This window comes from Archangium violaceum (genome assembly GCF_016887565.1).
Classification (GTDB): Bacteria; Myxococcota; Myxococcia; order Myxococcales; family Myxococcaceae; genus Archangium; species Archangium violaceum_B.
Genome location: NZ_CP069396.1, coordinates 2,326,578 through 2,352,857 on the forward strand (window position 1 = coordinate 2,326,578; position 26,280 = coordinate 2,352,857).

Annotated in this window: 22 protein-coding genes; 12 read left to right on the forward strand and 10 right to left on the reverse strand. The window is 68.6% G+C overall.

Annotation, left to right across the window (positions count from 1 at the left end; genetic code table 11):
• Position 1 precedes the first annotated feature (1 nt).
• Positions 2–571 carry a DUF2378 family protein gene (locus JRI60_RS09790; protein WP_204225576.1) on the reverse strand — a complete coding sequence of 190 codons (570 nt, stop codon included), beginning with the start codon at positions 569–571 and terminating at the stop codon, positions 2–4.
• Between the two features lie 186 nt (positions 572–757).
• Here JRI60_RS09790 and JRI60_RS09795 point away from each other — a divergent pair, with 186 nt between their 5' ends.
• From JRI60_RS09795 to JRI60_RS09805, 3 genes are all read left to right on the forward strand, one after another.
• Positions 758–1,327, forward strand: coding sequence for a NifU family protein (locus tag JRI60_RS09795; RefSeq protein ID WP_204225577.1), 570 nt, complete (start codon positions 758–760; stop codon positions 1,325–1,327).
• A 143-nt stretch (positions 1,328–1,470) separates the two neighbouring features.
• On the forward strand, positions 1,471–2,184 hold the full coding sequence (locus JRI60_RS09800) for a class I SAM-dependent methyltransferase (RefSeq protein ID WP_430384401.1): 714 nt from the start codon (positions 1,471–1,473) through the stop codon (positions 2,182–2,184).
• A gap of 124 nt (positions 2,185–2,308) precedes the next feature.
• Positions 2,309–3,160 (forward strand): hypothetical protein, encoded by an 852-nt coding sequence (locus tag JRI60_RS09805; RefSeq protein WP_204225578.1) that lies wholly within the window; start codon positions 2,309–2,311, stop codon positions 3,158–3,160.
• A gap of 12 nt (positions 3,161–3,172) precedes the next feature.
• Here JRI60_RS09805 and JRI60_RS09810 read toward each other — a convergent pair whose 3' ends face one another.
• Together JRI60_RS09810 and JRI60_RS09815 are read right to left on the reverse strand one after the other, a co-directional pair.
• Positions 3,173–5,080, reverse strand: a complete 1,908-nt coding sequence (locus JRI60_RS09810; RefSeq protein ID WP_204225579.1) for a serine/threonine protein kinase — start codon at positions 5,078–5,080, stop codon at positions 3,173–3,175.
• An 8-nt stretch (positions 5,081–5,088) separates the two neighbouring features.
• On the reverse strand, positions 5,089–5,958 hold the full coding sequence (locus JRI60_RS09815; RefSeq protein ID WP_204225580.1) for a DUF2381 family protein: 870 nt from the start codon (positions 5,956–5,958) through the stop codon (positions 5,089–5,091).
• A 110-nt stretch (positions 5,959–6,068) separates the two neighbouring features.
• Here JRI60_RS09815 and JRI60_RS09820 point away from each other — a divergent pair, with 110 nt between their 5' ends.
• Positions 6,069–6,314, forward strand: a complete 246-nt coding sequence (locus tag JRI60_RS09820; RefSeq protein WP_204225581.1) for a hypothetical protein — start codon at positions 6,069–6,071, stop codon at positions 6,312–6,314.
• 906 nt (positions 6,315–7,220) lie between these two features.
• Here the strand turns inward: JRI60_RS09820 and JRI60_RS09825 are convergent.
• Positions 7,221–8,105, reverse strand: a complete 885-nt coding sequence (locus JRI60_RS09825; RefSeq protein ID WP_204225582.1) for an oxidoreductase — start codon at positions 8,103–8,105, stop codon at positions 7,221–7,223.
• A 71-nt stretch (positions 8,106–8,176) separates the two neighbouring features.
• On the opposite strand from JRI60_RS09825, the gene JRI60_RS09830 reads away from it, so the two are divergent.
• A complete protein-coding gene (locus tag JRI60_RS09830; protein ID WP_204225583.1) occupies positions 8,177–9,322 on the forward strand; it encodes a THUMP domain-containing class I SAM-dependent RNA methyltransferase in 1,146 nt (381 codons plus the stop codon).
• Here JRI60_RS09830 and JRI60_RS09835 read toward each other — a convergent pair whose 3' ends face one another.
• The 3 genes from JRI60_RS09835 to JRI60_RS09845 form a co-directional block, all read right to left on the reverse strand.
• Positions 9,323–10,939, reverse strand: a complete 1,617-nt coding sequence (locus tag JRI60_RS09835) for an ATP-binding protein (RefSeq protein ID WP_204225584.1) — start codon at positions 10,937–10,939, stop codon at positions 9,323–9,325.
• A gap of 204 nt (positions 10,940–11,143) precedes the next feature.
• Positions 11,144–12,034 (reverse strand): TIGR02266 family protein, encoded by an 891-nt coding sequence (locus tag JRI60_RS09840; protein WP_239470437.1) that lies wholly within the window; start codon positions 12,032–12,034, stop codon positions 11,144–11,146.
• A gap of 16 nt (positions 12,035–12,050) precedes the next feature.
• Positions 12,051–12,422 (reverse strand): response regulator transcription factor, encoded by a 372-nt coding sequence (locus tag JRI60_RS09845; protein WP_204225585.1) that lies wholly within the window; start codon positions 12,420–12,422, stop codon positions 12,051–12,053.
• Positions 12,423–12,566: 144 nt separating this feature from the next.
• Between JRI60_RS09845 and JRI60_RS09850 the strand changes: the two genes are divergently transcribed.
• A complete protein-coding gene (locus JRI60_RS09850; RefSeq protein ID WP_204225586.1) occupies positions 12,567–13,952 on the forward strand; it encodes a M20/M25/M40 family metallo-hydrolase in 1,386 nt (461 codons plus the stop codon).
• 8 nt (positions 13,953–13,960) lie between these two features.
• Here the strand turns inward: JRI60_RS09850 and JRI60_RS09855 are convergent, their stop codons facing one another.
• Complete coding sequence (locus tag JRI60_RS09855; protein ID WP_204228870.1) at positions 13,961–15,298, reverse strand: MFS transporter; 1,338 nt, start codon at positions 15,296–15,298, stop codon at positions 13,961–13,963.
• Between the two features lie 413 nt (positions 15,299–15,711).
• On the opposite strand from JRI60_RS09855, the gene JRI60_RS09860 reads away from it, so the two are divergent.
• A complete protein-coding gene (locus JRI60_RS09860; RefSeq protein WP_239470439.1) occupies positions 15,712–20,124 on the forward strand; it encodes a trifunctional serine/threonine-protein kinase/ATP-binding protein/sensor histidine kinase in 4,413 nt (1,470 codons plus the stop codon).
• Positions 20,125–20,127: 3 nt separating this feature from the next.
• Here JRI60_RS09860 and JRI60_RS09865 read toward each other — a convergent pair whose 3' ends face one another.
• Complete coding sequence (locus JRI60_RS09865; protein WP_204225588.1) at positions 20,128–20,577, reverse strand: DUF697 domain-containing protein; 450 nt, start codon at positions 20,575–20,577, stop codon at positions 20,128–20,130.
• A 179-nt stretch (positions 20,578–20,756) separates the two neighbouring features.
• Between JRI60_RS09865 and JRI60_RS09870 the strand changes: the two genes are divergently transcribed.
• The 5 genes from JRI60_RS09870 to JRI60_RS09890 all read left to right on the forward strand — a co-directional run bounded on the left by JRI60_RS09870 (position 20,757) and on the right by JRI60_RS09890 (position 24,977).
• Positions 20,757–20,993: a hypothetical protein gene (locus JRI60_RS09870; protein ID WP_204225589.1), complete on the forward strand. Its 237-nt coding sequence runs from the start codon at positions 20,757–20,759 to the stop codon at positions 20,991–20,993.
• Between the two features lie 458 nt (positions 20,994–21,451).
• Positions 21,452–23,167 carry a restriction endonuclease fold toxin 5 domain-containing protein gene (locus JRI60_RS09875; protein ID WP_204225590.1) on the forward strand — a complete coding sequence of 572 codons (1,716 nt, stop codon included), beginning with the start codon at positions 21,452–21,454 and terminating at the stop codon, positions 23,165–23,167.
• 12 nt (positions 23,168–23,179) lie between these two features.
• On the forward strand, positions 23,180–23,914 hold the full coding sequence (locus tag JRI60_RS09880) for an immunity 52 family protein (protein WP_204225591.1): 735 nt from the start codon (positions 23,180–23,182) through the stop codon (positions 23,912–23,914).
• A 136-nt stretch (positions 23,915–24,050) separates the two neighbouring features.
• Complete coding sequence (locus tag JRI60_RS09885; RefSeq protein ID WP_204225592.1) at positions 24,051–24,572, forward strand: hypothetical protein; 522 nt, start codon at positions 24,051–24,053, stop codon at positions 24,570–24,572.
• Between the two features lie 42 nt (positions 24,573–24,614).
• Positions 24,615–24,977: a hypothetical protein gene (locus tag JRI60_RS09890; RefSeq protein WP_204225593.1), complete on the forward strand. Its 363-nt coding sequence runs from the start codon at positions 24,615–24,617 to the stop codon at positions 24,975–24,977.
• Between the two features lie 324 nt (positions 24,978–25,301).
• On the opposite strand, the gene JRI60_RS09895 is transcribed toward JRI60_RS09890, so the two are convergent.
• Positions 25,302–26,231, reverse strand: coding sequence for a DUF2381 family protein (locus tag JRI60_RS09895; protein WP_239470440.1), 930 nt, complete (start codon positions 26,229–26,231; stop codon positions 25,302–25,304).
• Positions 26,232–26,280: the final 49 nt, after the last annotated feature.

Genomic DNA, 26,280 nt, shown 5'->3' on the forward strand with positions numbered 1-26,280 from the left:
TCTACCAGCGAATGAGGAGGCGGAAGCCCTGAGGGGAACGGTCCTCGACGGTGACGAGCGGCTGCGCGTGGGCCCGCTCCAGGGCGACCTCCAGCGCACCGGCGATGAACTCCGGGCGGTTGTGGATGTCCAGGATGGTGACACGCCGGGCGCGCTCGCCCACGGACACCATCTGCACCTCCAGGTCCTGCCGCCCCATCATCGCCAGGTAGCGCGGCAGCCGCTCCACCACGCGCGCCGGGCCAATCATGGGCAGCGCCACGGCGGCCACCCGGCCCACCAGCGTCTCCGCGAAGCCCGTGGTCAGCTTGCGGCCGAGCAACCGGTAGGCGTCCGCGTCTCCGAGCTCCCCACAGACCAGGTCCCTGGCCAGCGCGACGCACCGCTTCCAGACCTGGAGCGGGTAGTCGACCTCGGGACACCGTGGGTCGTAGCCCTCCGTCTCCAGCGCTCGGGCGAGCTGGCTGTTGGGCTCCAGCCCCCGGACGAACAGCCCTTCGAACACGCTCGAGGGGATGCGGGGCTGTGCGACGGGGCTGGGTGTCCTCGCCGGCAGACTCGGACTTTCCATGGGACATCTCCCCGGTTGGGGGTCCAACCGTTCTCTCAGCTTATCATGGCGTGAAAGACAATCGCTGAAGTCGGGTAAAAATCTGATTGTCCGATAGAGCAACTCGCAGGGGGAGCATTCCCCCGTGCTCGTGGTTGCCAGGGGAGGGCTGGCGGCTTAGAGGAAGGGCACAGGAGAGATTTCCACATGTCGGTGAACATCCAACTCGAGTGGACGCCCAACCCCAGCACGTTGAAGTACGTAGTGGACCGGAGGCTCGTGTCGTCCGGGGCGGTGAACGTCACGAGCAAGGAGGCGGCGGAGGAGAAGTCGCCGCTGGCGCTCAAGCTCATGGGCATCCAGGGTGTGACGGCGGTGATGGTGGGCAGCAACTTCGTCACCGTCACCAAGGGCGATCAGGGTGAGTGGGACGAGCTGAACGACGCGGTGATGGCGACGCTGGACGAGCACCTGGGAGCGGGGCTGCCGGCGGTGAACGAGGACGTGCTGGCGGCGGCGCGCGCGGCGGCGGCGGCGGGAGGAGGCGGAGGCTCGGTGGAGACGCGCATCCAGGAGATCCTGGATGGGGAGATCCGCCCGGCGGTGGCGCAGGACGGCGGGGACATCACCCTGGACCGTTTCGAGGACGGAATCGTCTACCTGCACATGAAGGGCTCGTGCGCGGGCTGCCCCTCGTCCACGGCGACCTTGAAGATGGGCATCGAGTCGCGCCTGCGTGAGCTCGTCCCCGAGGTCACCGAGGTGGTGTCCGTCTGAGGCGGCAAGTCAAAGGCCAACAGGTCCGGCGGGAGCTGTTGCCGGACCAGTCCAAGGAGCTCCTGCGCGAGCTGCACCTGCTCACGCGCGAGGGGAACCTCAACGCGGACGCCTTGCGCAAGCTCAAGCAGGTGAACCACCTGGTGGGCCTGCTCAAGCCGGCGATGGAGGACGTGCAGACGAGGCACGGGGCGCCGGTGGTGGTGGACGCGGGCAGCGGCAACGCGTACCTGGGGTTCATCCTGTACGAGGTGTTCCTCAAGGACGCCGAGGCGGGCACGTTGCTGAACGTCGAGGGGCGGCCGGAGCTGACGCAGCGGGCGAAGGAGCGGGCCGGGCGGCTGGGCTTCGGGCGGATGGAGTTCCAGACGGCGCACCTGGAGACGGCGCAGTGGCCGGAGCGCATCCACCTGCTCACCGCGCTGCACGCGTGCGACACGGCGACGGACGACGCGCTGGCGGTGGCCATCCAGAAGGGCTCGGACCACGTGGCGGTGGTGCCGTGCTGCCAGGCGGAGGTGGCCACGCAGCTCAAGGAGAGCCGGCAGGCGGTGGACCCGACGCTGGCGCTGCTCTACCAGCACGCGTGGCACCGGCGCGAGTTCGGCAGCCACCTCACCAACGTCATCCGCGCGCTGACGCTGGAGGCCTTCGGCTACCAGGTGACGGTGACGGAGCTGACGGGCTGGGAGCACTCGCTGAAGAACGAGCTGATTCTGGGCCGGCGGGTGCACAAGGAGAACCGGCAGGCGCGCGCGAAGCTGGAGTCGTTGCTGGGCTCCTTCGGGGTGCGGCCCAAGCTGACGCGGATGTTGGGAGTGGAGCCCGCGCCGCGCACGGCGCCCACCGCTGGCTGAGCACCTGGGAATCCCCCACCTGGATGAACTGTGCCCGGGCGGGCCAGGTCGCGGCGCGTGACTGCGGGTGACGTGTGAAATAGTGTGGGGGACCAGACTTCTGCCGTCACCTGGAGCCCTCCCCATGCAATGGTTGTCGTCCATCCCGCCGCTGCCGCTGATGCTCGTGCGCGGTGTCCTCATCGTGGTGGCGCTGGGCGCGCTGCTGTTCGCCTGCGCCCTGGTGGTGCAGTACTTCGTGCACCGTCACTGGTTCCGCTCCTACGGCCGTGCCCGCGAGCTGCTGTACCAGGGCGGGAGCGTTCTGGCGGAGGCGTGCTTCCGGGACGTGGCCCGGGTGTCGTATGGCTTCCGTCGCACGGTGGCACTCTCGGGAGTGGCCGTCTGCCGCCTCAAACAGGGCGCGTACGCCGAGGCCGCGGCCATCCTGGAGCCGCTCACGCGGCAGCCGCTGCCGCGCTCGCTGTGGTTGGACGAGCTCGCCCTGTACGGGCACCTCGCGTTGTGCCTGGCCATGCTGGGAGAGACCCGGCGGGCCTCGCGCCTCATCCACGAGGCCTGCCGCCGCTTCAATGGAATGCCCACCTTCCTGGTGATGCCCTGGGTCGCCATTCTCTGCCGGGATGGGCACCTGGGCGCGGCGTTGAAGTGGTTGGACGAGAGCTGGCCGCTGGTGGTGAAGGATGGCCTGGCGTGCGACCGGATCCGGCTGCTCCGCGCCTACGCGCAGAGCAAGGTGGACCCCGAGCGCCATGCCGCTTCCATCATCTTGACGCTGTACGGGCTCGCCCCGTTCCCGAAGGTGGAAATGGAGTTCTTCCGGGAGCACTGGCCGGTGTTCGCGGATTTCCTGCAGCGGGGCCAGGACCTCGTGGCCGACCGCGAGCAGGCACGGGCCCGGAGACAGGCGGAGCAAGACGCGGCGTGGGCGGCGCGTGCGCGGCCGCCGGTACCGGAGGATGAGTCGTCCGGGTGAGACGCGCCCGGACTACTCGTCCTGCTTCGTGTTCTCGCCCGGCTTCTTGTAGACGAAGCGCTGGACGGCGGTGACGAACGGGACGCCCGAGATGCGGGCGTCCCCTGGCCGGGAGCCCGGGAGCTTCTCTTCCCCCTGCGCGTCCTCGTTGCCCAGGATGAAGCACACGGGGTACTCCTTGCCGTCGGGTGTCTGGGCCCTCTCGTAGCGGCCGTAGACGCGGGTGCCCTCGGTGAAGAGCTCGCCGAAGAGCAGCGTGCCCCGTGGGAGTAGGCCCCTGTCATTGCGTGTCCTGCTGACGATGGAGCCGGAGCGGACGGTGGTGTACGGCTGGTCCGGGGTCGGCTCGCCCTGCTGGATGTCGGGGATGATGCTCGGGCCGTCCCCCCAGGCCAGACGGAGCTCTCTCATCACGATGTGAGACTCGGGAGGGCAGTCGGTACTGGCGGGGCGCGTCTGGGCACTGGCACAGGCCAGGCCCACGCAGGCGGCGGTGCCGAGGGCCTTGCCCATGGAGCCGGGCTCGCGCTGGGGGGATGCATCAGGGGTCATCTGTTGGGGCTTCTTCATGGGAGCGCCTTTCATGGCTCGTGCCTCCACGGGGGCGGCAGCCGCGGGGGTTGACTCCAAAGGTAGTGGAGACGCGGCCGACCCAGCATCGGGGGGTTCCGGCGCTCGCGCCACTTCGCCGCCTCGGAACACGGGCTCCAGTGGGGCCGGAGCGGGGGCCTTGTTTCCCAGCACCACCCAGATGCCGGGCAGTGCGAGCCCGAGCCCCAGCGCCCCGACCAGGGCTCTCCCGAGAAGTGCCCGGCTCGAGGCCTGGCGCGCCTCCGGGGCCGGTGCGGGTGCTCCTCTTCTCCGCCGCCGGACGGAGGTGCCTCCCTCGAGGAGCCGCACTCCGGGCTCGGTGACCGTCATCGGGCTGGTGGGGAAGGCGGGCCGGCGGATGCGCCGTCCCGGTGTCTCTCCCGCCTCGCGTGCCGGGACTGGCTCCCACTCGAAGAGGCTCGCCTCCCACGCCGCGCGCCGGCCGAAGGACGCCGCCTCCACCAGTGCATCGCGCACCTCGGCTCCCGTGACGTAGCGCTCCCGGGGGTTCTTGGCCAGCATGCGCACCAGCACATCGCTCAGCGCCTGGGGCACCCGCCGGTTGAAGTCCCGGGGCGCGTGCGGCCGGTTCTGCGCGATGGCCAGCGGGAGCAGATCGCCCAGGAGTTCGGGCGGGAAGGGGTAGTGCCCCGTCACCGCCCGGTACAGGCTCACGCCGAGCGCGTACAGGTCATCCGCGGCGCCCACCTCGTACGAGGCTCCCGCGAGCTTGCCCCGCTTCACCCAGAAGCGCATGGCCTCGGGGCTGCGCAGGTGGGTCGTGCCCGGTGGCAGGGGCGCGGAGGTGAGCGAGGCCGCGCCCGCGTAGGTGCCAATGCCGAAGTCCACCAGCACCGGCTCTCCGTCCGGCTCGCGGATGAGGATGTTCTCCGGCTTCACGTCTCGGTGCAGCACGCCCCGGCCGTGGAGCTCTCCGAGCGCCCCGGCCAGCTTCGACCCCGCCTCGGCGAACTGGAGGAAGGAGGGGTTGAGTGTCTCGGCCCACCGGTCCAGCGGTGGGCCGGGCACCAGGTCCATCACGTGGAAGGTGTGGCCCTCCGGGTCCGGCCAGCGCCCGCAGCCGTGGACGCGCACCACGTTGGGGTGGACCGCCTGCTCCATCAACAGCACCGCCTCGCGTTGGGCCCGCGGATCCTCGCGGCGCAGTGCCACCTTGAGGGCGAGCGGCAGGCGGGGGTGGTGGATGTCCTCCACCCGGTAGACGGCGCCGTAGCCGCCCACGCCCAGGGGCGCCACCACGCGCCACTGGCCTATGTCTGTTCCGGAGGGGAGGGCCTCGGGCCGGAAGAAGGATGTCGTCTCGTGCATGGTTCTTCTCAGGGGATGAAGGGGGCGAGGGCCAGGTGGCGCTCACCGTCGCGCTCGCGCAGCTCCAGGCTCCAGCGCGGCCGCGTCGGTCCCGAGGGACGCATCAGCTCCACGGCGAGGAAGCGGGCCTCTCCGGGTTGGAGCCACGTTCCGTCCATCCATACGGGCAGCCGCCGGAGCACCTGGCCCGTCGCGTCCCGCAGCCACGCCTCGCCGGGCGCCCAGGACCGGGCTCCAGGGGCGAGCTCGAGCCGCACGGTCACCAAGGCATGGGCGAGCGTGCGGTAGACGTCCTGAGCGGCCACCTGCACCTCGCTCGACGAGAGCGCGGACGGCAGCCGCTCGTGGGTCACGCCCCCCTGGAGCTCGCCCGAGAGCGCGAGCTTGACGAGGTTGCCCGCCTCGCACCGGGCGCGCATCGCCTCCAGCTCGGACTCGAGCGCCGGCACCGAGCGCGGCTGGCGAATCACCCGCACCTGCGCATCCACCTGGGTGGTGGCGGGCACGAGCGCGAGCGTGGCGTGGGTGGGCGACAGGCCATCCGCGAAGCCCACCTTGAGCAGCAGGGGTCTGTCCTCGGGCAGCGCGAGCTCTGGGCGCAGCACCACCATGCGGGTGGTCACCTCCACGAGGGCGAAGCGCTCCTCCCGGCTCTCCACCGAGAGCGAGTCCGGGTCGATCGCCGCATCGAACTCGAGCACGGTGGCGTAGCCGGGAGCGGCGCGCACCGTGGGCGCGGGAGCGGTGGGGCTGTCGGGGAGCACGAGGGCGCGGGCCTCGAGCCCGGGGTCGGAGAGGAGACGCGGCTGGGCCACCGCCGAGGCGGTACCCACCAGCGGCAACAGACACAGGGCGCGGCGCGTGAGGGCCAGGGTCACTCGGGAGGTTCCTCCGGCGAGTCAACCTATCAGGTCAAAGGGCGGACCGGAGCCGTCTCGTGACGCGGACCGTGGTGCTATGATTGGGCCCTCCGTCCCGGAGAGAGCCCATGGCCAGGCGTTTCCTGCTGCTCCTGGCGTTGCTCCTCGCGCAAACAGCTTGCCCCTCCACCTGGGGCAAGGAGGGCTTCGTCCAGAAGACCTTCCACAAGAACATCGTCCAGAATGCCTTGGCCAATAGCTCGTGCCACCTCACTGCAGAAGAGTGGGTGCAGAAGTGTGGCGATGCTGTCGATCACTCTGGGAGCTGTCCCAAGAATTGTCCTCTTCCGGAGGAAGTGGATGAGGATTGGTAGGGACTGAGTCTTGGTGGGGTGACCCATGCCGCGGCGCATTCTCCTGGTGGCTCTGGCCTGTGTGTTTCTGCTGCTTCCGCTCGTGTGGCTGATGTCCATCGCCATGCTCCGGACGAGCACGCAGGAGGGGTATGCCGCGAAGCTCCTTCCGATGCTCCCCCTCGACGTTCAGCAATCGCTTCCGACCTACAGGCGGGAATGCGACACGGACGCGGACTGCGATCCTCAATTGGGTTGTCTGATCAAGAGAGCCACGCAGCTTCAGATGTGTCTGGACAGCACCTGCGAGACAGACAAACAATGTGATGAAGGCTTTTCGTGTGTGCCGCTCAAGACCGCCAGTGGAAGGTTCATTGTTCGGGCTTGCGCGTTGGTGGGCGAGAGGAAGGAAGGTGAGCGGTGCAATGTGTTCCCGCTCGTCCGGGAGGACGGTTGTGAGCGGGGCCTGCTCTGCCAGACGCGATGTGGCCGCCCGTGCCGGTTGGATGACCCGTCGACGTGTCCGGTTGGCTTTTTCTGCTCCGAAGGCAGAGAGGGGCCTCCGTCATGCCTGCCCACTTGCGAGGGGCGCCCTTGTCCCGAGGGGCTCCAGTGTCTCAAGCGTGGGCGAGGTTCCTCCATCTGCGCCCGTGTCCATGGGGAGGACTGCCGGAAGAATCCATGTCCTGATAAACAGATCTGCCGGGTGCTCGAGCCCCCGCGACGTCCCTGGGAGCTCCGGACGGAGTGCAGGCGCCTTTGTGACAAGGATTTCCTCTGTCCCGAGGGGGATGTGTGTGTCGATTACGAATGCCGCAAGGCATGCGACCCGCGGGCCCCCTCGTCCTGTGGCCCAGGCCTCACCTGCGGACACCACCATCCCGCGGCCCCCTGGTACTGCGTTCCGGGCTGAGTCCCCGTCTCGCGCTACCCGTACGACTCCCGCTTGATGCGCTTGTCCTCGATGCCGAGGTCATGGAGGTGGCCGAGCACCGTCTCCATGAAGCGCGGCGTGGCCGGCGTGCGCGTCTCCAGGGCCTTCTTCCGGTCCCACGGCGTAATCGCCGGGCCGCACACGTAGATGAGGCACGTGGCGTGGTCCGGGAGCAGCTCGTGCAACAGCGCCTCGCCGATGCGGCCCTTGCGCACGGCGGGCCCGAAGCGCGACTCGTCCGTCTCACGGGTGAGCGTGTGCACCACGCGCAGCTTGCCCGGGTGCTCGCGCTCGAGCACCTCGAAGGCTTCCCGGTAGAGGATGTCACCCCACGTCTTGTTGGAGCAGATGACGGTGTGGCGCGGCTTGAGGCCCCGGTGCAGGGCGTCCTTGATGATGGAGAAGTTGGGCACCGCGCCGGAGCCGGCCACGATGTGGACGAGGTGGTCCGTGCGCTCCTCCACGTCGTCCGGCAGCACATAGGGCCCCATGAAGCCCAGCGCGCGCATCCGCGAGCCCTTGAGGGGGGCATGGACCAGGTAGGGCGAGAGCAGGGGCGGGTAGCGGGTGAAGCCGGGGATGTAGTCCTCGTCCTTCACGGTGATGGCCACCAGGGGCTCGTGAGGCGCGGAGGCGAGCGAGTACGAGCGCGCGGGCTCCTTGCGCCCCTTCTGCTCCTGGAGATAGGTGGCGAACCGGCCGAGCGCGTGGAACTGGTGCGGGTCCAGGTTGAGGAACTGACCGGCGCGGTACTCGGGGCGCTCCGGGCCGAAGTCCAGATACAGGGTGGCGGTGTCGTGCGTCTCCAGGCGCACGTCGGTCACCGTCACTTCGTATTCCCGGGGGCGGTTCCGGGCGGTCGTCACGGTTGCGCTCATGGGCTCCTCTGTACCCGCCCGGTGGACGTTCCTTCCAGGAAAGCGTTGCGGACGGGCGTCGGGCGCGGACAATGCCGCTTCAGGTGACGAACGTCCAACAGAGGGAGCACGTCTTCGTCTCGGCGCTGCCGGGGCTGGAGCCCGCCCTGGAGTCCGAGGCGGGTGTCCTGGGCTTTTCACCCCGGCGGGTGGAGGGCGGGGTGGAGCTCACGGGTGCGCCGGGGCTGCACCAGGAGGCCAACCTGCGCCTGCGCACCGCGAGCCGGGTGCTGCTGCGGCTGGGGCGCTTCTCCGCGCCGGATGCCGGGGCGCTCGCCAAGGGCCTCGCCGGGCTGCCCCTGTCCTCGGTGTGGGACGGGCGGACGGCGCCGAAGCTCTCGGTGGCCCTGCATCGCGCGCGCTTCAAGGGGCCGGACGCGGTGCTGGCCGCCGCGGCGCGGGCCTGGGGGTTGTCCTCGGTGGAGCGCGCGGGCGTGCTGGACGAGGAGTCCTCCGAGGGCCTCACCCTGCTGGTGCGGCTGGAGGGCGATACGTGCACGGTGAGCGCGGACACCAGCGGGGAGCCGCTGCACCGGCGGGGGTACCGGCAGGAGGTGAGCCGGGCGCCGCTGCGCGAGACGCTCGCCGCGAGCATCCTCGTGCTGGCCGGGTATGACGGGGTGGAGCCGCTGGTGGATCCCATGTGCGGCTCGGGCACGTTCCTCGTCGAGGGGGCGTGGATGTCCCGGCGGTGGGCGCCGGGGCTCGAGCGCGCCTTCGCCTTCGAGCGCTTCCCCGGCTTCGACGCGGCGGACTGGGGTGCTCGCAAGGCGAGGGCGGAGGCGGAGTCCCTGCCGGCGCCCCGCTCGGCGCTGAGGGGCTACGACATCAACGCGGGAGCGTTGGGGACGGCCCGGCGCAACGCGCGGCGGGCGGGAGTGACGCTCACGCTGGAGCGCCAGGACGTGCGCACGCTGGCGGCGCCCGCGGGCCTGGGGCCCGGCCTGGTGGTGGTGAACCCGCCCTACGGCAAGCGGGTGGGCGAGGCGGAGGATCTGCCAGGGCTCTACCGGGCGCTGGGCGCCACGTTCCGGCGGGCCTTCACGGGCTGGCGTGCCGCGGTGCTCGTCCCGGAGGACACGGGCCTCATTCGCGCGCTGGGGCTGCCCGAGGAGCGCAACCTCCCGGTGCGCAACGGAGGCCTGCGCTGCCGCCTCCTGCTGTGCACGGTGCGCTGATCACCTCGAGGGAGGAAGGGGCCTGGACTCCACGTGGAGTGGCAGCCGCAGCTCGAAGCGCGCGCCGCCTCCGGGCCGCTGGCCCACCGACACCGTGCCGCCATGGGCCAGCACCACCCGTCGCACCACGGCCAGCCCCAGGCCGGTGCCCGTGGCTCGCGTGGTGAAGAAGGGCTCGAAGACACGCTGGGCATCCGCCGGGGCGAGGCCGGGGCCCTCGTCCTCCACGGTGATGCGGATGCCCTCCGGTGCACGCCCCACCGCCATGCGCACCTCTCCTCGCGGGGGCGAGGACTGCACCGCGTTGCGCACCAGGTTCTCCATCGCGAGCTGCAACAGCGTCTCGTCCGCCTGGAGCATGGGCAGGTCCGGCTCCTCGTCCAGGGACACCCGCACGCCGCCGAGCTGACGCCGCTCATGGAAGAGCTGCAGCGTGCGCTGTGCCAGCTCGCCCGCGTGGAGCGTGCGCGGCCGGGGCTCCAGCGGGCGCACCACGTCCAACAGGTCGCGCACCATCGCGTCCAGCCGCGTGGCCTCCTCCTCCAACATCTCCACCGCGCTGGTGCTGACGGGGCCCAGCTTGTCGCGCTTGAGCACCGCCACCACGTTGAGGATGGCGCCCAGGGGGTTGCGCACCTCGTGGGCCACCACGCCCGCGGCCTCGCCGAGCACCGTCAGCCGCTCCTGCGCCACCAGCTCCGCCTGCAGCCGCGACAGCTCGGCCAGGCGCGCGGCGGCGAGCCGGTGGTGGCGCACGTTCTCCAACGCCCCTCCCACCTGGCGCGCGAACAGCTCCAGCGTGGCCGCGCTCGCTGGCGTCAGCGCCTCGCCCTGTACGGACAGCAACCCGTAGGGCTCTCCCTCCACGAAGATGGGGGCATCCAGGGCGCGCCGGGCCATGTACGTGCGCCCGAGCAACTCCAGCACCTCCGGGCCGTGGAAGCGCTCCAGTGCCGGGAGGATGTCCTGGTGGAAGGCCGCCTTTCGCCGGGCGAACACTTCCTCGATGTGTGGCACGCTCGAGCGCGGGATGCGCACCTCGGGGATGGGGCGCCCGTAGAGCTTCTCGGCGGCCTCCATCGAGGCGGCGTCCTGCAGCATGGGCCCGTGGCGGAGCACGTCCCCCTCCACCAGCATCACCGTGACGTAGAAGCCCTGCCGGTGGATGGTTTCGGCGACCGCTTCCAGCACGGACTGCTCGTCACGGCAGCGCACCAGCTCGCCGGAGGCCGCGACGAGCGCCTCGATGAGCCGCCGCATGCTGGCCTCGCCCTCGGCGTCGAGCAGCATCAGCAGCGTGTCCTCGGGCCTCAGCCCGCTGCCCCGGTGCAGGCAATACGTCCGCTCCTGGCCACCGGCCACGCGCATGCGCAGCCACAGCGTGTCCGGGGCCGGCTTCCCCACCGTGAATTCCTTGTGCATCGGCTCCAACCACGCCTGGTCCGCGGGGGAGAAGCGGGCCAGCAGTTGCACCGTCGTGCAGGCACGCACCTCCTCCAGGCCGATGCCGAGCAGCGACAGCAGCACCGGGTTGGCGTGGACCACATGGTCGCCGCGCACCACCAGGGCTGGCACCGGGAGCCCATCGAGCGGCCGGTACTCAGCCGTGTCGGACACGTCTTCCTCCTCCCTTCGTCGCCCTCCGGGCAGGCACCGGTTGGAGCCGCGTGCAATCACCTCCACGGTGGTCCGTATGGAAGGGTGCAGGGCTTCCTGAGGGTATGCACATGCGCTTCGCCAACGTGACGAATCCGGACGAGCTGGAACTGAAGGCGGTCGTGGTGGTGGCCGCCACCTGGTTCATGCTGACCGCGGTGTTCCTCAGCCGGATGATGTAGTGGCCGGGACGCGGTTGTTGCGCAGGAACTCGTCCACGAAGGACCGCTCCTCCGGGCGGAGATCCGCCAGGCCGAGCCCGTACCCGCGCGGCTGCTTGCCGTCATTGAGCGTGTACTCCCAGATGACGGAGCTGCGCAGCTTGATTTGACGCTGCTGCTGCTCGAAGTCGAGCACCAGGTCCACGCGCGTTCCCAGCTTCAACGGATTGTCCGTGGGCAGGAACATGCCGCCGGCCTGGATGTTGATGATGCGGTGGTCGGTGAACATGCCCGCGTTGCGCGCGGTCACCTTGATGGAGACCTGGAGCCTGTCGTTGCGCATCTGCAGCCCGACGAACTCCTCGGCCGAGTAGTTGTAGGCCGGAGCCTGCTGGGCTCCGCGCACCATCTGGGGCGTGCCCGTCCGGGCTCCGGGCTGAGCGGGGGGAGCGCTGGCCTCCGCCTCGCGCATGCGGCGCGCGAGCAGCTCGTACACCTCGGCGGTGGCCTTGCGCAGCTCGGGGTGGGTGTCGGGCGAGTGGTTCTCCGGCGAGTAGCGCTTCGCCACCCGGAAGAAGGCGCCTCGCAGCTCCTCCAGGGGGGCGGTCGGCTGCACGCCGAAGAGCTGGTGGGCCGGCAGGCCCTGCATCTGGCGCAGTTGCTGCCGCAGCCGCTCGGCCTGCTGCAGCTCGTTGGCCGGCTGGGGCCTGGCCGCGTTCGCGCTCAGCAGATCCTTCACCTCGTTGAGCTGCTCGATGGGCAGCCACGAGCTGCCGTCTCGCGAGGCACGGGTGACGGCCTTGAGCCGCCCCGAGCCGATGAGCTCACGCAGCGCCTGGAGCGTCAGGGGCCCCAGCACTCGACCAATGGAATCTCCAATCCAGTAGTTCGACACGTGCTCTCCTCGGGATTCAGTGGGCCAGGGCCTGGCGGACGGCGAGGGCGATCTCCAACGGGTGGAAGGGCTTGCCCACGAAACCCACCGCCCCGGCGGACATGGCCTGCGCCACCACCGGCTCCGCGTCCATGCTGCTGATGATGAGCACCCGCGTGTCCGGAGAGGAGTCCTTGATGGCCGCCAGCACCTCCAGCCCGCTGCGTCGGGGCATGAAGAGGTCCAGCAACATCACCGCGGGGCGCTCGCGCGCCGCCACCTCCAGGCCCTCCTGCCCATCCGAGGCCTCGAGGAGTCTCACCTCGAGACCACTCTCCTGGATGGCATCCTTGAGGAGGCTGCGGACGAACCGATCGTCGTCGACGAGTAGAAGGGTGGGGGTGGACATGCGCATGGATGATAAGCCAGCTGGCTCTCGAATGCCCGTGGAGTCGGGAAGCTCGTACAGCGATGAACGCTGGGTGAAAGGTGTTGGACTGGAAGTCGACGTGTGACGCGCGAATCCGCCTGTTTTTGGAGTAAGTGAGAAAGCATGTCCACCGACCAGGCCCTCGCCCATTTCGAAGCGCGGAAGAACAGCTATCTCGAAGATTTGAAGGAGCTCGTCCGCATTCCCAGTGTGTCTTTCGACGGGTTCGATCCAGCGCACGTGCGTCAGAGCGCGGAAGCCACAGCGAAACTGTTGAAGTCGCGTGGTTTCGAAAACGTGCAGCTGCTGGAGATAGAGGGCGCACACCCCTATGTGTACGGCGAAATCCTGAAAGCGCCCGGCAAGCCGACACTGCTGTTGTATGCGCACCATGACGTACAGCCGGCGGGAGACGCGGCGGCGTGGAAGAGCCCGCCGTTCGAGCCGCAGGTGCGGGACGGACGCCTGTACGGCCGGGGTTCGGCGGACGACAAAGCGGGCATCGTGGTGCACACGTCGGCGGTGGATGCGTGGCTGAAGGGCACGGGGAGTCTGCCGCTCAACGTGAAGGTCGTCATCGAGGGCGAGGAAGAGGTGGGAAGTGAGCACCTCGGCACGTTCCTCAAGAAGCACTCGGCGCTGCTGAAGGCGGACGCCATCGTGCTGACGGACACGACGAACTTCGACACGGGGCTGCCGTCCATCACCACGGCGCTGCGCGGGCTGGTGACGATCGACGTGGAGGTGCGCGCGCTCAAGCAGGCGGTGCACTCGGGCATGTGGGGCGGCCCGGTGCCGGACCCGGTGATGGCGCTGTGCCGGATGCTCGCGACGCTGACGAACGCGGACGGCTCCATCGCCATCGAGGGCATCTACGACAAGGTGCGCCCGCTGAGCGAGGCCGAGCGCAAGAGCATCCAGTCGCTGCCGGGTGACGCGGCGTACTTCCAACAGCAGGTGGGCATGGTGCCGGGGGCGCAGCTGCTGGGCGGGCGCCACCCGTGGGAGATGAACTGGCGGCAGCCGGCGCTGGCCATCAACGCCATCCAGGCCAGCAGCCGCAAGGACGCGCGCAACATCATCTGCGACGCGGCGTGGGCCCGCGTGGGCATCCGCGTCGTCCCCGACATGGACGCCCAGGACGTGCAGCGGCGGCTGGTGGAGCACCTGAAGAAGGTGGTGCCCTGGGGGTTGGAGCTTCACATCAAGCAGGACCCTCCGGCCGGGCCGTGGTTCACGGACATTTCGCATCCGGCCTTCCAGGCGGCCTTCCGGGCGCTGCGCAAGGGCTACGGGACGGAGCCGGTGGCGATTGGATGCGGTGCGTCGATTCCCTTCGTGGAGCCGTTCGCCAAGGAGCTGGGCGGGGTACCCGCGCTGCTCATCGGCGTGGAGGACCCGTACACCAACGCGCACTCGGAGAACGAGAGCCTGCACCTGGGCGACTACGAGAAGGCGGTGCGCAGCGCCATCCATCTCTACGAGGAGCTGGCCAAGGAGCTGAAGTAACGCGCGCCTCACCCCACCCGGCGTCCGCCGATGCTGGCGCCCGCGTCGGGGGACAGCCGCCGGTAGAGCGGGCCGGCCAGCAGTGACACCACGCCCACGGCGAGGAAGGGCAGCATGAAGCGCTCGGGGGACAGGTGTGACTCATCGCCTCCGCGCGCCAGATGCAGCATCAGGCCGCCAAAGCTGATGCCCAGGCTCAAGGCCATCTGCTGGATCACCACCGCCAGCGTGGAGGCACCGCTGACGGCGGACGGGGGGATGTCCGCGTAGGCCACGGTGTTGAGGGCGGTGAACTGCAGGGACCGCATGAAACCGCCCACTCCCAGGATGATGACGATGAACGGGATGGGCGTCGCGGCGCGGAAGAAGGCCGGGACGGCCGTCAGCGAGGCGGTGAGGATGTTGGAGGCGATGAGGATGGAGCGGAAGCCGAAGCGCCGCAGCAGCGCGGGTGCCACGGGCTTGCACGCCATGGCGCCCGCGCCGGTGGCGATGGTCACCAGCCCCGTCTCGAACGGACCCCAGCCCAGCCCGACCTGGAACAGCAGGGGCAGCAGGAAGGGCGTCGCGCCCAGTCCCACCCGGAGCAGCACGCCGCCCATCATGCTCGCACGGTAGGTGGCGATGCGCCCCAGCCGCAGGTCGAGCACCGGCCGCTCGCTCCTCCTCGCGTGCGCGATGTAGGCCACCAGCGCTCCCACCGCGACGGCCACGGTCGCCAGCTGCACGGGGACCGGAACGAGGCCGATGCCCACCAGCTCGGCCGCCCCGATGGTGGCCGTGATGGCGAGGGCCGCGAGGGCGAAACCCTTGCCGTCGAACGGGCCCGGATCCGGTTGATGCAGGGGCGGAACGAATCGCCCCACCGCCAGCAGGCCGAGCACACCCACCGGCACGTTGATGAAGAAGATCCACGGCCAGTCCGCGATGCCCAGGATGAGACCGGCCAGGGGCGGACCGACGAGCGGGCCGACGAGCGCTGGCATGGTGAACCAGCTCATCGCCGAGACGAGCTGCTCGCGGGGCGCCGAGCTCACGACGATGAGCCGGCCCACCGGCACCATCAGCGCGCCACCCAGTCCCTGGAGCGTCCGGAAGAGGACCAGCTGGGGCAGGGTGCGCGAGAAGCCGCACAGCACCGAGCTCACCAGGAAGACCCCCATGGCGCTCATGAACACGCGCCGGGGGCCGTACTTGTCGGCGATCCACCCGCTCGCCGGAGCGAGCACCGCCAGCGCCAGGATGTAGGCGGTCAGCGCCAGCTTCAGGTGGACGGGGTCCGAGTCGAACGTACGCGCCAACGCGGGCAGCGCGGTGGACAGCGCCGTGGAGTCGATGAACTCCATGAACAGCGCGCTGGCCACGGCGATGGAGGCCAGCCGGGTGCTACGAGCCGATCTGTCGGGCAGCTGCGCGGATGGGTTCGCGGGAAGGGGAGAGGCGGACACGCCCTCTGCTATGCACCCGCCGGGCGAGGGCCGCCATGGGGTCGATGCCGGGAGGGGGCCGGCGGTGTACCTGGGATGATGGCCGCTGACAGTTGTACTCGAAGGTCTGGAGACCCCACCGTGCAGGGCCTCGGCGGGTTGGTTGCCGTTGTCGTTTTGTGCTCCGAGGAGATCCGTGTGGTGTTGGGAAAGGGATTGGCCCCAGGCGCGATTGAGCCTGGGAGGTGGCATGCTCTCTACTGGACCCCCACCCCTGTTCCTCTCGTCGCGGAGCCAGTTGAATCGCTTCCGACTCCAGCTGTTCCATGTCCATGCAAGACCACCTTGGCACTCCCCTCCGTTTTCAACTCCCCCAGCGTCTCTACGGACGGGATACGCACGTCGCCACGTTGCTGCAGGGCTTCGGGCGAGTGGCCCAGGGGCGCCGGTCGGAGCTCATCCTGGTCCGTGGCTACTCGGGCATCGGCAAGTCCTCGGTGGTGTCCGAGCTGCGAGCGCCCGTGGTGCGGCGGGGTGGATTCTTCCTGAGCGGCAAGTCCGATCAGTTCCAACGGGACATTCCCTACGCCACCCTGGCGCAAGCCATTGGCGGGCTGACGCAGCAGCTCCTGGCGGCTCCGGGTGAGGAGCTCGCCCGGTGGCGCGAGCGGCTGAGCGAGGCCTGGGGTGAGCTGGGCCAGGTCCTCGTGGACGTGGTGCCCCAGTTGGAGCGCGTGGTGGGCCGGCAGCCAGCGGTCCCGGAGCTGCCCGCCAGTGAGTCGAAGCTCCGCTTCCACCGGGTGTGCCAGAAGTTCCTCGGCGTGTTCGCCACGCCCGAGCACCCGCTCGTCGTGTTCCTGGATGACCTGCAGTGGGCGGATCTGGCCAGCCTCGAGCTCCTCCGGCACCTGCTCATCCACCCGGAGACGCCGCCGCTGCTGCTGATCGGCGCCTTCCGTGACAACGAGGTGAGCGCTTCCCACCCGCTGGCGCTGGCACTGGCGGAGCTGCGCGTGGCGGGGGTACGGATGACGGATCTCCAGCTCGAGCCGCTGAGCCGCGAGCACATCCAGCAGCTCGTGGCGGATTCGCTCCCGGGAGCGGGGGAGGGCATGGTCGGGCCCTTCGCGGCCCTGGTCCACGAGAAGACCGGTGGCAACCCGTTCTTCCTCACCCAGTTCATGTTGACGTTGCACCATGACGGCCTGCTGACCCGCACGCCCGAGGGAGGGTGGCGCTGGGATGCCGCGGGCGTCCGGGCGAAGGACTACTCCGACAACGTCGTCGACTTCATGGTGAGCCGGCTGCGCCAGCTGCCTGTCCGGGCGCAGCACCTGTTGCAGCTGGCCGCCTGCGTGGGCAACGTCTTTCAGCGCCAGCTGCTGGTCATCATCTCCGGCGCGGAGCCGAGCGAGGTGGAGGCGGGTCTCGAGGAGGCGCTCCAGGAGGGCATGCTGGTGCGCGTGGGCTCGGAGCAGTGCCGGTTCCTCCACGACCGCATCCAGCAGGCGGCCTATGAGCTCATCCCCGCGCAGGAGCGCAAGGCCGTCCACCTGCGCATCGGCCGCCTGATGCTGGCGAGCCTGTCTCCGGAGGAAGTGCGCGAGAAGATCTTCGACGTGGTGGGGCAGCTCAACGCGGCGGCGGAGCTGATCGTCGACGAGCGGGAGCGCCACCGCGTCGCGCGGCTGAACGCCGAGGCGGGCTGGAAGGCCCGGGCCTCGACGGCGTTCCGCTCGGCCGCGGACTCCTTCGCGTTGGCCTTCACGTTCATTCCGGGCGACCCCTGGGAGACGGATCCGGAGCTGGCCTTCAAGCTCCAGCTGGACCGGGCGCACAGTGAGTTCATGAGTGGCAACGCCGCCGAGGCTCGCCGCCTGGTGGCGGCGCTCCTGCCAAGGATCCGGACCCGCGCGGACCTGGCGGCGGTCTACCGCCTGGAGAGTGATCTCCACCTGGCGGCCAACGAAATCGAGAGCGCCGGCACCTGCCTGCTGGAGGGGCTGGCCCAGATGGGCATGCCGATGTCGCCCCACCCCTCCCGGGAGGAGGTGGTGGCCGCCAACGAGGAGGTGTGGGCCTTGATGGGCGAGCGCTCCATCGAGAGCCTCGTCGAGCTGCCCCTCATGACCGACCCGGACAAGAAGGCGTTGATGGACCTGCTCTCCGCGCTGTTCACGCCGGCCATCTTCACCGACGCGAACCTGCTCGTCCTCCACCTGTGCCGGATGCTCTCCCTGAGCCTGCGGTACGGCAATACCGAGGCGTCCGTCCACGGGTTCGGCTGGTACGGCTTGATGCTGGGGGCCGTCTTCAAGCGCTACCGGGAAGGGCATGCCTTCAGCGTGCTCGCGCGCGAGCTGGTCGAGCGCCACGCCTTCACCGCCGCGCGGGGGCGGGCGCTCTACAGCCTGGAGATGACCAGCTGCTGGGTCCAGCCTCTCTCCTTCGCGCTGGAGTACGTCCGCGACGCCTTCCACCACGCCCTGAGGGGTGGGGACTTCCAGATCGCCTGCTATTGCAGCAACCACATCGTCACGGACCGCCTCATGCTGGGGCACCCCCTGGAGGAGGTCTACCAGGAGTCCGTCGCGCGCCTCGAATTCGCGCGCCAGGCCGGCTACCCGGCCGTGGAGGACGTCATCCACCACGTCCAGCGCTACGTGCAGCAGCTGCGCGGGCTGTCCCGCTCGTTCGACACGATGAGCGGCGATGACTTCGACCAGGAGGCCTTCGAGGCCGGGCTGACCCCCCAGCACATGAGCACCATGCGGTGCTGGTACTGGATCATCAAGATGCAGTCGCGCTTCATGTGCGGCGCCTACGCGCAGGTGCTGGAGGCGGGGGAGCGGGCCGACGAGCTCATCGGGACGTCGCTCGGCCACATCCAGCTGCTGAGCTTCCACCTCTACCGCGCCCTGGCCCTGGCGGCCTGTTACCCGACGGCGGCGCCGGAGACGCAACGGCGCTACCTCGAGGCCATGCGGGCGCACCAGGGGCAGCTGGCGGAGTGGGCGGGCCATTGCCCCGAGAACTTCCGCGCCCCCGAGCGGATGGTCTCCGCGGAGCTCTTCCGTGTCACCGGCCAGATGGAGGAGGCGCTCCGGGCGTACGAGGAGGCCATCCACTCCGCGCGCGTGCACGGCTTCATCCAGAACGTCGGCCTCGCCAACGAGCTGGCGGCGCGGTTCTGGCGCGAGCATCAGGCCCCCACCCTCTCCGACGCCTATGCGCGGCAGGCCCGGGAGGCCTATCTGAAGTGGGGCGCATTGGGGAAGGTCCGGCACCTGGATGCGCAGTGGACCCATCTGGTTCCCCTCACGGTCCTTCAGGCGCCCCTGGCCGGTGCGGGGGGAGCCCAGCAGCTCGACGCGCTCGCCGTGGTGAGTGCCCAGCAGGCCATCTCCGGTGAGCTGGACCTCGAGCGGCTGGCGGCGACGCTGGTGCGCGTGGCCGTCGAGAACGCCGGTGCCCAGCTGGGCGCCCTGCTTCTCGTGGACGACGACAAGCTCACGGTCGCGGCGCTCTCGGGGATGGTCAAGGAGGACCTGCCAGGGAGCCTCCTGTCCTACGTCAAGCGCGCGGGGGAACACGTGCTCGTCGCGGACGCCTCCCTGCCGCACCCCTTCTTGTCCGAGTCCTGCTTCGAGCGTGGCCGGCTCCGGTCGGTTCTCTGCCTGCCGTTGATGCGCCAGGATGCGCTCCAGGGGGTGCTGTACCTGGCGAACACCCAGGCACCCCACGCATTCACCCCGGCGCGTCTCTCGCTGCTCGGACAACTGGCCTCACACGCCGCCATCTCGCTGGAGAACGCGCGGCGGCACGCCGAGGTTCAGCGCGCCGAGGCCTCCCTGCGCCAGGCCAACGAGGAGCTCGCGCAGCGCCTGGAGGAGCGCGCGTGGGAGCTGCGACAGGCCCAGGCCCGGCTGATGGACGCGACGCGCGAGGCGGGCCTGAGCGATGTGGCCGCCAACGTGCTCCACAACGTGGGCAACGTCCTCACCAGCGCCGTCCTGAACACGCACATGCTGCGCGAGAAGGTGGACGCCTCCCGCATGGTCCGGCTCAAGCAACTCACGGTCCTGCTCGAGGAGCATCAGGATGACCTGGCGGGCTTCCTGACGAAGGATCCCCGAGGCACCCAGCTGATGAGCTATCTCTTCGGCCTGGCCGATGAGCTGCTGCGCGAGCACGCGTCGATGAAGGAGAGCCTGGGGAAGTTGAAGGAGCACATCGAGCACATGCGCGCCATCCTCCATGTCCAGCAGACCCATGGCCGGCACACGCTCCTGCCGGAGGAGTGCGAGCTCTCGCAACTGGTCGAGGATGCCCTGAGCATCCAACTGCCCGCGCTCCAGCGCCACGGCATCACCGTCACCCGGGAGCTCCAGGTGCTGCCCAAGGCGCGGCTGGACAAGCACCGGGTGCTGCAGATCCTCATCAACCTCATCACCAACGCCCGCAACGCCATGAGCGGGGTGCCGGAGGCGCGGAGGCGTCTGCACGTGCGGCTCGACGCGGAGGGGGGCACGGCGCGCATCCAGGTGGTGGACAGTGGGAAGGGGATCGCCGCGGAGCACCGCGAGCGGCTGTTCTCGCAAGGCTTCACCACCCGCACGGATGGGCAGGGCCTGGGGCTCTACTCGAGCGCGCTGGCGGCGAAATCGCTGGGAGGGCGGCTCACCCTGGAGAGCGAGGGGCCGGGCAAGGGCGCCACGGCCACCCTGGAGCTCCCGCTCGCGTAGTCCCTACTTCGCCGTGCTGCTGAGGATGTGGGCCACGGCGTTCTTGACCCAATCCTTGATGGACGCGGTCTCGAACGCGGTGGCCTGGCGCTGGGGGTACTTCTTCTCGAAGTAGTTCACCGCGGCCACGCCCATGGCGAAGGCGGTGCCACCGCTGGCGGCGCCCTTGAGGAGCCAGCCGGCGACGGGAATCCACCCCACCGTCTCGCCCACCACGGCGGTGGCGGCCTTGCGCGCGACGATGCCCGCGCCCAGGGCGGGAATGAGCCCGAGCGCCTCGCCCAGGCTGAGCTTCTCTCCGTAGATGCCGGCCACGTGGTAGATCATGTAGGCCTCGATGGCCGACGTGACCGCCGTGTGCGCGCCGGGTACGGGAATCGGAATGGCCGCGGCCCCCGCCGCGCGAAGTGCGCTCTCCTCGACCCACTCGCGCGCTGCCTTGTCTGCGTTCATCGGTGTCCCCCCTGGGGTGGTGTGGTGGGGCGTACTTTACTGGAAGCGCCCGGTCCTCCGCTCGCGTACCGGGCGAGCCGACCGCTGAAGTCGGATGTGACCGCGAATTGACCCGGCTGGAACAGGCCCTTTGCACGGGTGGAGGAGCATACGTGTTGACTCCTCGAAAGGAGCCGCACATGAACGTCGCGTCCCTCGTGAACCCCCCCCGTCCTGATGCTCCCTCTCCCGGCGCCCTGAAGCTGCTGCGCGTCGAGGCCAGCGTGCTCGCGCAGGCCTTCCTCGGCTCGGCCCGTGAGAGCGTGCTCGCCTTCCGCTTCATGCGGAGCCTGCTGCTCCACGGAGGCGCCACCGTGCCTCCTGCCTCCAGCGGGCCCGCCAAGAGAGGCGTTTCGGAGACCCGGGCCCTCGCGTAGACCCTCACCCCGTCGGAACAACGGCTGGAGGTGCCGACGGCGGACTGATCGATGACCACCGCACCGGCCGTCGCCGGGACGAACACCTCATGGATGAGCGAGTTCTTCCCCGAACCTGCGACTCCGGTGACGACGGTGAGTACGCCGGACGGGATGTCAGCGCGGCCTAGCTGAGCCCGGGTTGGCCAGTCCAAATCTCCATCAACAAGCGTGCGCGGTAACAGTGTGGGGAGAAGGCGCCGTCAAGGGAGCGAGTCATTTTGCCGCCCCACGTAAGGGCCTCTCCCCTGTCTGGTTGGGAATCCCGCATCCTATCCTTCAGGATTGTTCCACCTGAGGGAAAGGCCAGCGCCATGGCGAATGAGTACCGAAGTCCTGGGGCGGGGGTGGGCGGCGGTACGCAGCTCGAGGCTCAGCGGAACTCGCGGGGCAGGCCGTGGCGGGCCTCGCGTGTAGTGGTGCTGGTGGTGCTTGCGTTGCAAACGGCGTGCGCGACGAGCTACCCCATGGGCGGGATGCTGGCTGGCGGCGCTCGCCATCGGTGGCGGGTGCAGCGCGCGAGTCCCAGGCCACAGGAACTCGCTGGCCAGGCCCAGGAGGTGTCTGCACCGACGACCGGAGAGGCCCTCGAGGAGCTGGAGGGCACTGACGCGGGAGCCGAGGACCGCGAGGCCGGTGTCCCGGTGGTGGTGGGCGCGGCGGAGGCTGCCGGGGCGCCGGAGCGGGCGCGGCAGCGATCGTGCGGCGCGAGCGCGGCGGACGAGGAGGAGGTCCTGGAGGGGAAGGGCGTTGGGTGGCCGGATGGAGTGGGCGACGGACGGCCCTTCGAGGTGCCCATGACGCTCGACTACTTCCAGGGATTCCTCGCGCAGGCAGGTGTTCCCAGTACCGCGTTGCCCAGGGACGGGCGGACGCTGTCGCCGCAGCAGGCGCTGGAGCTGGTGCCACATCTGCTCTCCACGCCGCTGACTCTGGGTAACTTCGGGCTGCGCCGCATGGCGGCGCACCTGCTCTTGGAGGTGGCCGCGGGTGGCGAGGTGGTGTCGAGGGACGAGCTCCATGCGCGCATGCGGCGCTTCTCGCGATTGCTGGTGCTTCGCCCGGACGGATACCTGGTCAGGGCAACAACGGGAGTGGCGGTCCAGAAAGCCGGGCAGGTCGTGCTCGCCAAGGACGGGACGCTGCGCGCCGGTCGCTTCGAGGTGGGCCCGTTCTACGCCATCGAGGGGGAGTGCCTCTTCCCGGTGGAGCAGAGGCTCGAGGTTCCAAGAGGCGCGCGTCCGGCGGGCCCCTATGAGCCCGACGACAACCCGGCGCTGGCGGTGGCTGAGGGGGCGGTGCTCGCAGTGGTAGACATGGTGGAGGGCCTCTATCGGCTGGTCTTTACGGGCGAGACGCTTGAGGGGCTGGCGCAGCTGCCGGGCGCGGTGCAGCAGCTCTACGAGAGCTCGCCGCAACTGTGGGAGGAGTTTCGCCACAAGCCCTATGCGGAGAAGGTGCGCACCATTTCTCGTCTAGCGACGGGCGTGGTGCTCACAGTGGGGACTGCCGGCACTGGAGCTGCGAAGGTGGCCGCCTGGGGTGGCAAGCTGGGAAGCCTCACGGTGCCCCTGCTGTCGCTCTCGGGGGATGGCCTCCTGGCCGTGCGCCTGGTGGCCGTACCCGTGGGGAGTGTTGCCACGGCGGCCGCGCCGGCGCTGAGCGCCACCTTCGTCCTGCACATGGCCAACACGAGCGTCCAGGGAGCGGGGGGTGGTGGCGGGTGGCCTCCGGTTGGGGGGCCAGGGCAATGGGTGGAGGACACGTCTAGCATGTCCGAGCAGGCGCGGGACTACCAAGCGCAGGTGACGGGGGCACCGAGGCGATGGGCCTACAAAGTGTGCCGTGACGGGGAGTGCGTGAATTACGACGGATACGATCCGAAGACGGGCACCCTGCTCGAGGCGAAGGCGCGCGAGTACCAGAAGTGGTTCGATGAGAACCTCAACCCTAGATTCAAATACGAAGGCCTGGACAGCATGATCGAACAAGCGGAACGGCAGCTCCGAGTCGCTGGCGGGGTGCCGGTCCGCTGGCACGTCGCGGAGCCGCGAATGGTGGCCGTGCTTAGGAAGTGGTTCGATGCCAACGGCTTCCAGGCCATAGAGGTCGTTTACACAAAGCCGGTACCGTGAGGGCCGCCACGCATGAGTGAGACGTACGGAATAAAAGCCTATTGGGCGCGCAGGCCTGAGTCAGCCGAGGAGTGCGCGCGGCGGGCGGAGATGTTCTTCCGCCTCCTTGCGGAGTGTCATCCGAACTTCGCCCAGTGGTACGAGAAGAGCAACTCGGCACGGAAAGCGCTGCAACTCGGCTTCGAGCCCACCCGCGAGACCTTCCTGGGATTCTTCGGTCTGGAGAAGTACCAGAGCGGGAAGGACGGGTTCCGGTTCGGCGCCTGGACGGGTCGCGAGGCTCAAGACCAGGGGGCCATGGTCATGCTCAGGTGCGGCTCGAAGGCAGAGGTAGCGCCGAACAACCTGTGGCTCTTCCTCCCGGAAGAGGCCCAGGGTCATGAGCTGATGCTCAGCGCGACTGTCATCGCCAGCACGATGCGTGCCATCGCGGTGGCCTGGGAGCCGGAGTGGGCGGTTGCGACGGCGGACGGGCTCTGGGACGAGCTCTCTGGCGGCAGTCGGCTCGGCTGCTTCGTGGGCTGGATGACCTACTTCTCGCGGGAGCGTGGGGAAGTGCCTGCCTTGCCCGCGCCCGTGTGCGTGGAGCGGGTGGGCGACAAGGGAACGCTCGTCACCCTGATTCCCGAGCGGCTCACTTCGAGCAACCCCGAGCACGTTGCGCTCGCCTGGCGCACACAGAAACTGCTGGAGGATCGGGGGCTGTTCCGTTTGATGGTCCACCCTCCTGCGATGCGGAAGGGCTGAGCCGAGGTCCGGGTGACTCCCAACCAACCTCCACCTTGGCGATGCTGGAGGAGGGGCCCCGGGTCGAAGCTGTGAGCCTGCCCCGATTTTCTGGACACACCTCATTAACCTGGGAATCCAGCCCCCACGGAAACACATGAGCACCAGTAAAAAGGTCGCGGCCTGTTGGCTCGTGTGGCTCGTGTGGCTCGTCGTTGGCACCCTGGCGGGCGGCGGATGCGCGACCTCCGCCTCAAGCCGTCGTGAAGACGCCCCAAAAGACAGTGAGATGGCCGAGAAACAGCCAGACGAAAGCGCATACAGGGACGCCGCATTGAAGTTTCTCAAGTACCTCGACGCGCAACGGGAAGCGGGCAAGGACGTCATTCAAGCATCAGGGAAGAGCGGCGGAATCTACCCCATGTATGATTGCATGGAGCACGGGTGCCCCGACAGGGTATTTTGTAAAGACATTGGCGCCTGCTGTGTTGTTACCCACTGCGGCAAGGGTGGTTGTCGCGGGTGCGATGAGCCATTCCCAGAGATATTCAAGAATCTCGTCTTCAAACAGTGGTGCAGGTTCGACTGCCTCAAGGGCTCTGTTCGAGCGGGGGCAGCCCTTGGTTTTATTCCGAGCATCGGAAACTTCTTCATCGGCCCATACTGCCTTCAGGAATAAACCCTCACTGACTCTGAGGATGCACTAGAATAGAGGCCAAATATGTCTTCAGACCCTATCAACGAGAAAGCTGCTCGCATTGTTGGTGCCCTCAATGGATTAGGGCATATTGCCTACGGGCAACCGCTTGAGTCGGCGCGCAGATCCAAGGGAGACGCTAAACTAAGAGAAGGATTCCACGAGGACGCAACCGTCGTTCTTGATTTGATCGAAAGCGACGCGGGCAACCAATCGCCGGCAACTCGCCGCCCTGCGGAGTGCAAGGCTGCACTCTCTCGGTTTCGCGACATGGTGCAATCCATTGACTTCGATGATGCCGAGAGTATGGCTGCCCTCAAGGCATATGCTCGGCAGGCCCTCGAAGCCTTTATAGGGGAAACGCTGCCGGAAACATTGCCGGAATAATTTGCTATAGGCCCCATTCTGGACTCTCCCAGGTGGTGAGTCTTATGGAAACGTCACCCTGCCATTCTGCCAGTGCCTCTGGCTTCATCTCCACACTCCATCCCTGATGTTCTCGATGGCCCGTAGCCCAAATTCACGTTGGGCCTCGTATGCCTGGGTGCTGAGCCATTGCCTCACGGTCAGGCTCGGCGAGTTCCCCGGGCTGGGAGCCAAAACCCGCCGATTACAGGAAACGGCTGGTGGCTATGTCAAGTCATCGGGTCTGATGAGATGCCTCATGCGCATGGGGGAGGTTGGGTCTCCCTCTGTCCGCATGGAGCGTGGCTACTTGGGCTCCGGATTTCGCTTCACAGCCGGGAATGTGACGTTCCCGATGGTGACGGTACGAGTTCCTTGCGCCTCCCACAGTTTGAGGGTGCAGGGGCAGCTGAGTTGCCCCGGCTCTCTCTGGGCACCTACCACGATAGCGCCAATGGTGTCGGAGGAAATGGCTGTCTCTTGCCACACGGAAAGCTCCACCGACGCGCCCGCCGAGTCCTTCAACACCGCTCCTTCCGCTGTCCAGGGCTCTGTGCCAGGGTTCAGGAACCGAAGCTTTACTGCAATGCTTCCCGGATGGCTGTAACTCCTGGCTGCTTGTGTTGGTAGAGCGTTGTCCGGGTTGTACTTTGCCTGTCTCCATATGTCTTTTGATTGCATGGGGACAGTACGTTCCAGCCAGGCTGCGCCCATGAGCCCGCCCGGCTCCTTGCGCTCGGTCAAAAGCCGGGCTTTTTCTTCTTGGCACTGGTTCGCTCCAGCCTGCGCTTCGGCTGCTTCCTTCTCTAGCGCGTCCGCCGAGCGCGGGTGGCGGAACACCTCCACTCGTCGCGCTCCCCGTGCCGCGTGCCCCACCAGCCAGAAACGCGCACTCTCCGGGGCCGCACCATCCGCGAACCGCACCATCAGCTTGACGCGCTCCGTGGGCAGGAAACCTCGTTTTGGATAGACGGTCACGAAGTCATCTCCTTGCGCGACGCTCACGGAGCGATTGCCTGACTCCACCGCCACCGCTCCCGGCGGCAACGGAGAGTCGAATACGAACGTCACGGGCTCCTCTGGGGTGGCACATACGAGGGGGGCCTCGTTGGGCTCGGTCGTCAAGTCAACGCGGGAGGCTGCGGAGCATTCGGGGAGGCGGGGCGGTTCGGCGGTCTCCGCAGTGCCTGCCAGGAGGGTCAACACCAGGAGGGAGCCGGATGGCGGCGGGAGCATGGGAATCAATCTCCACGATACAAGTGGGGCCACGGCCAAATGCCGGGCG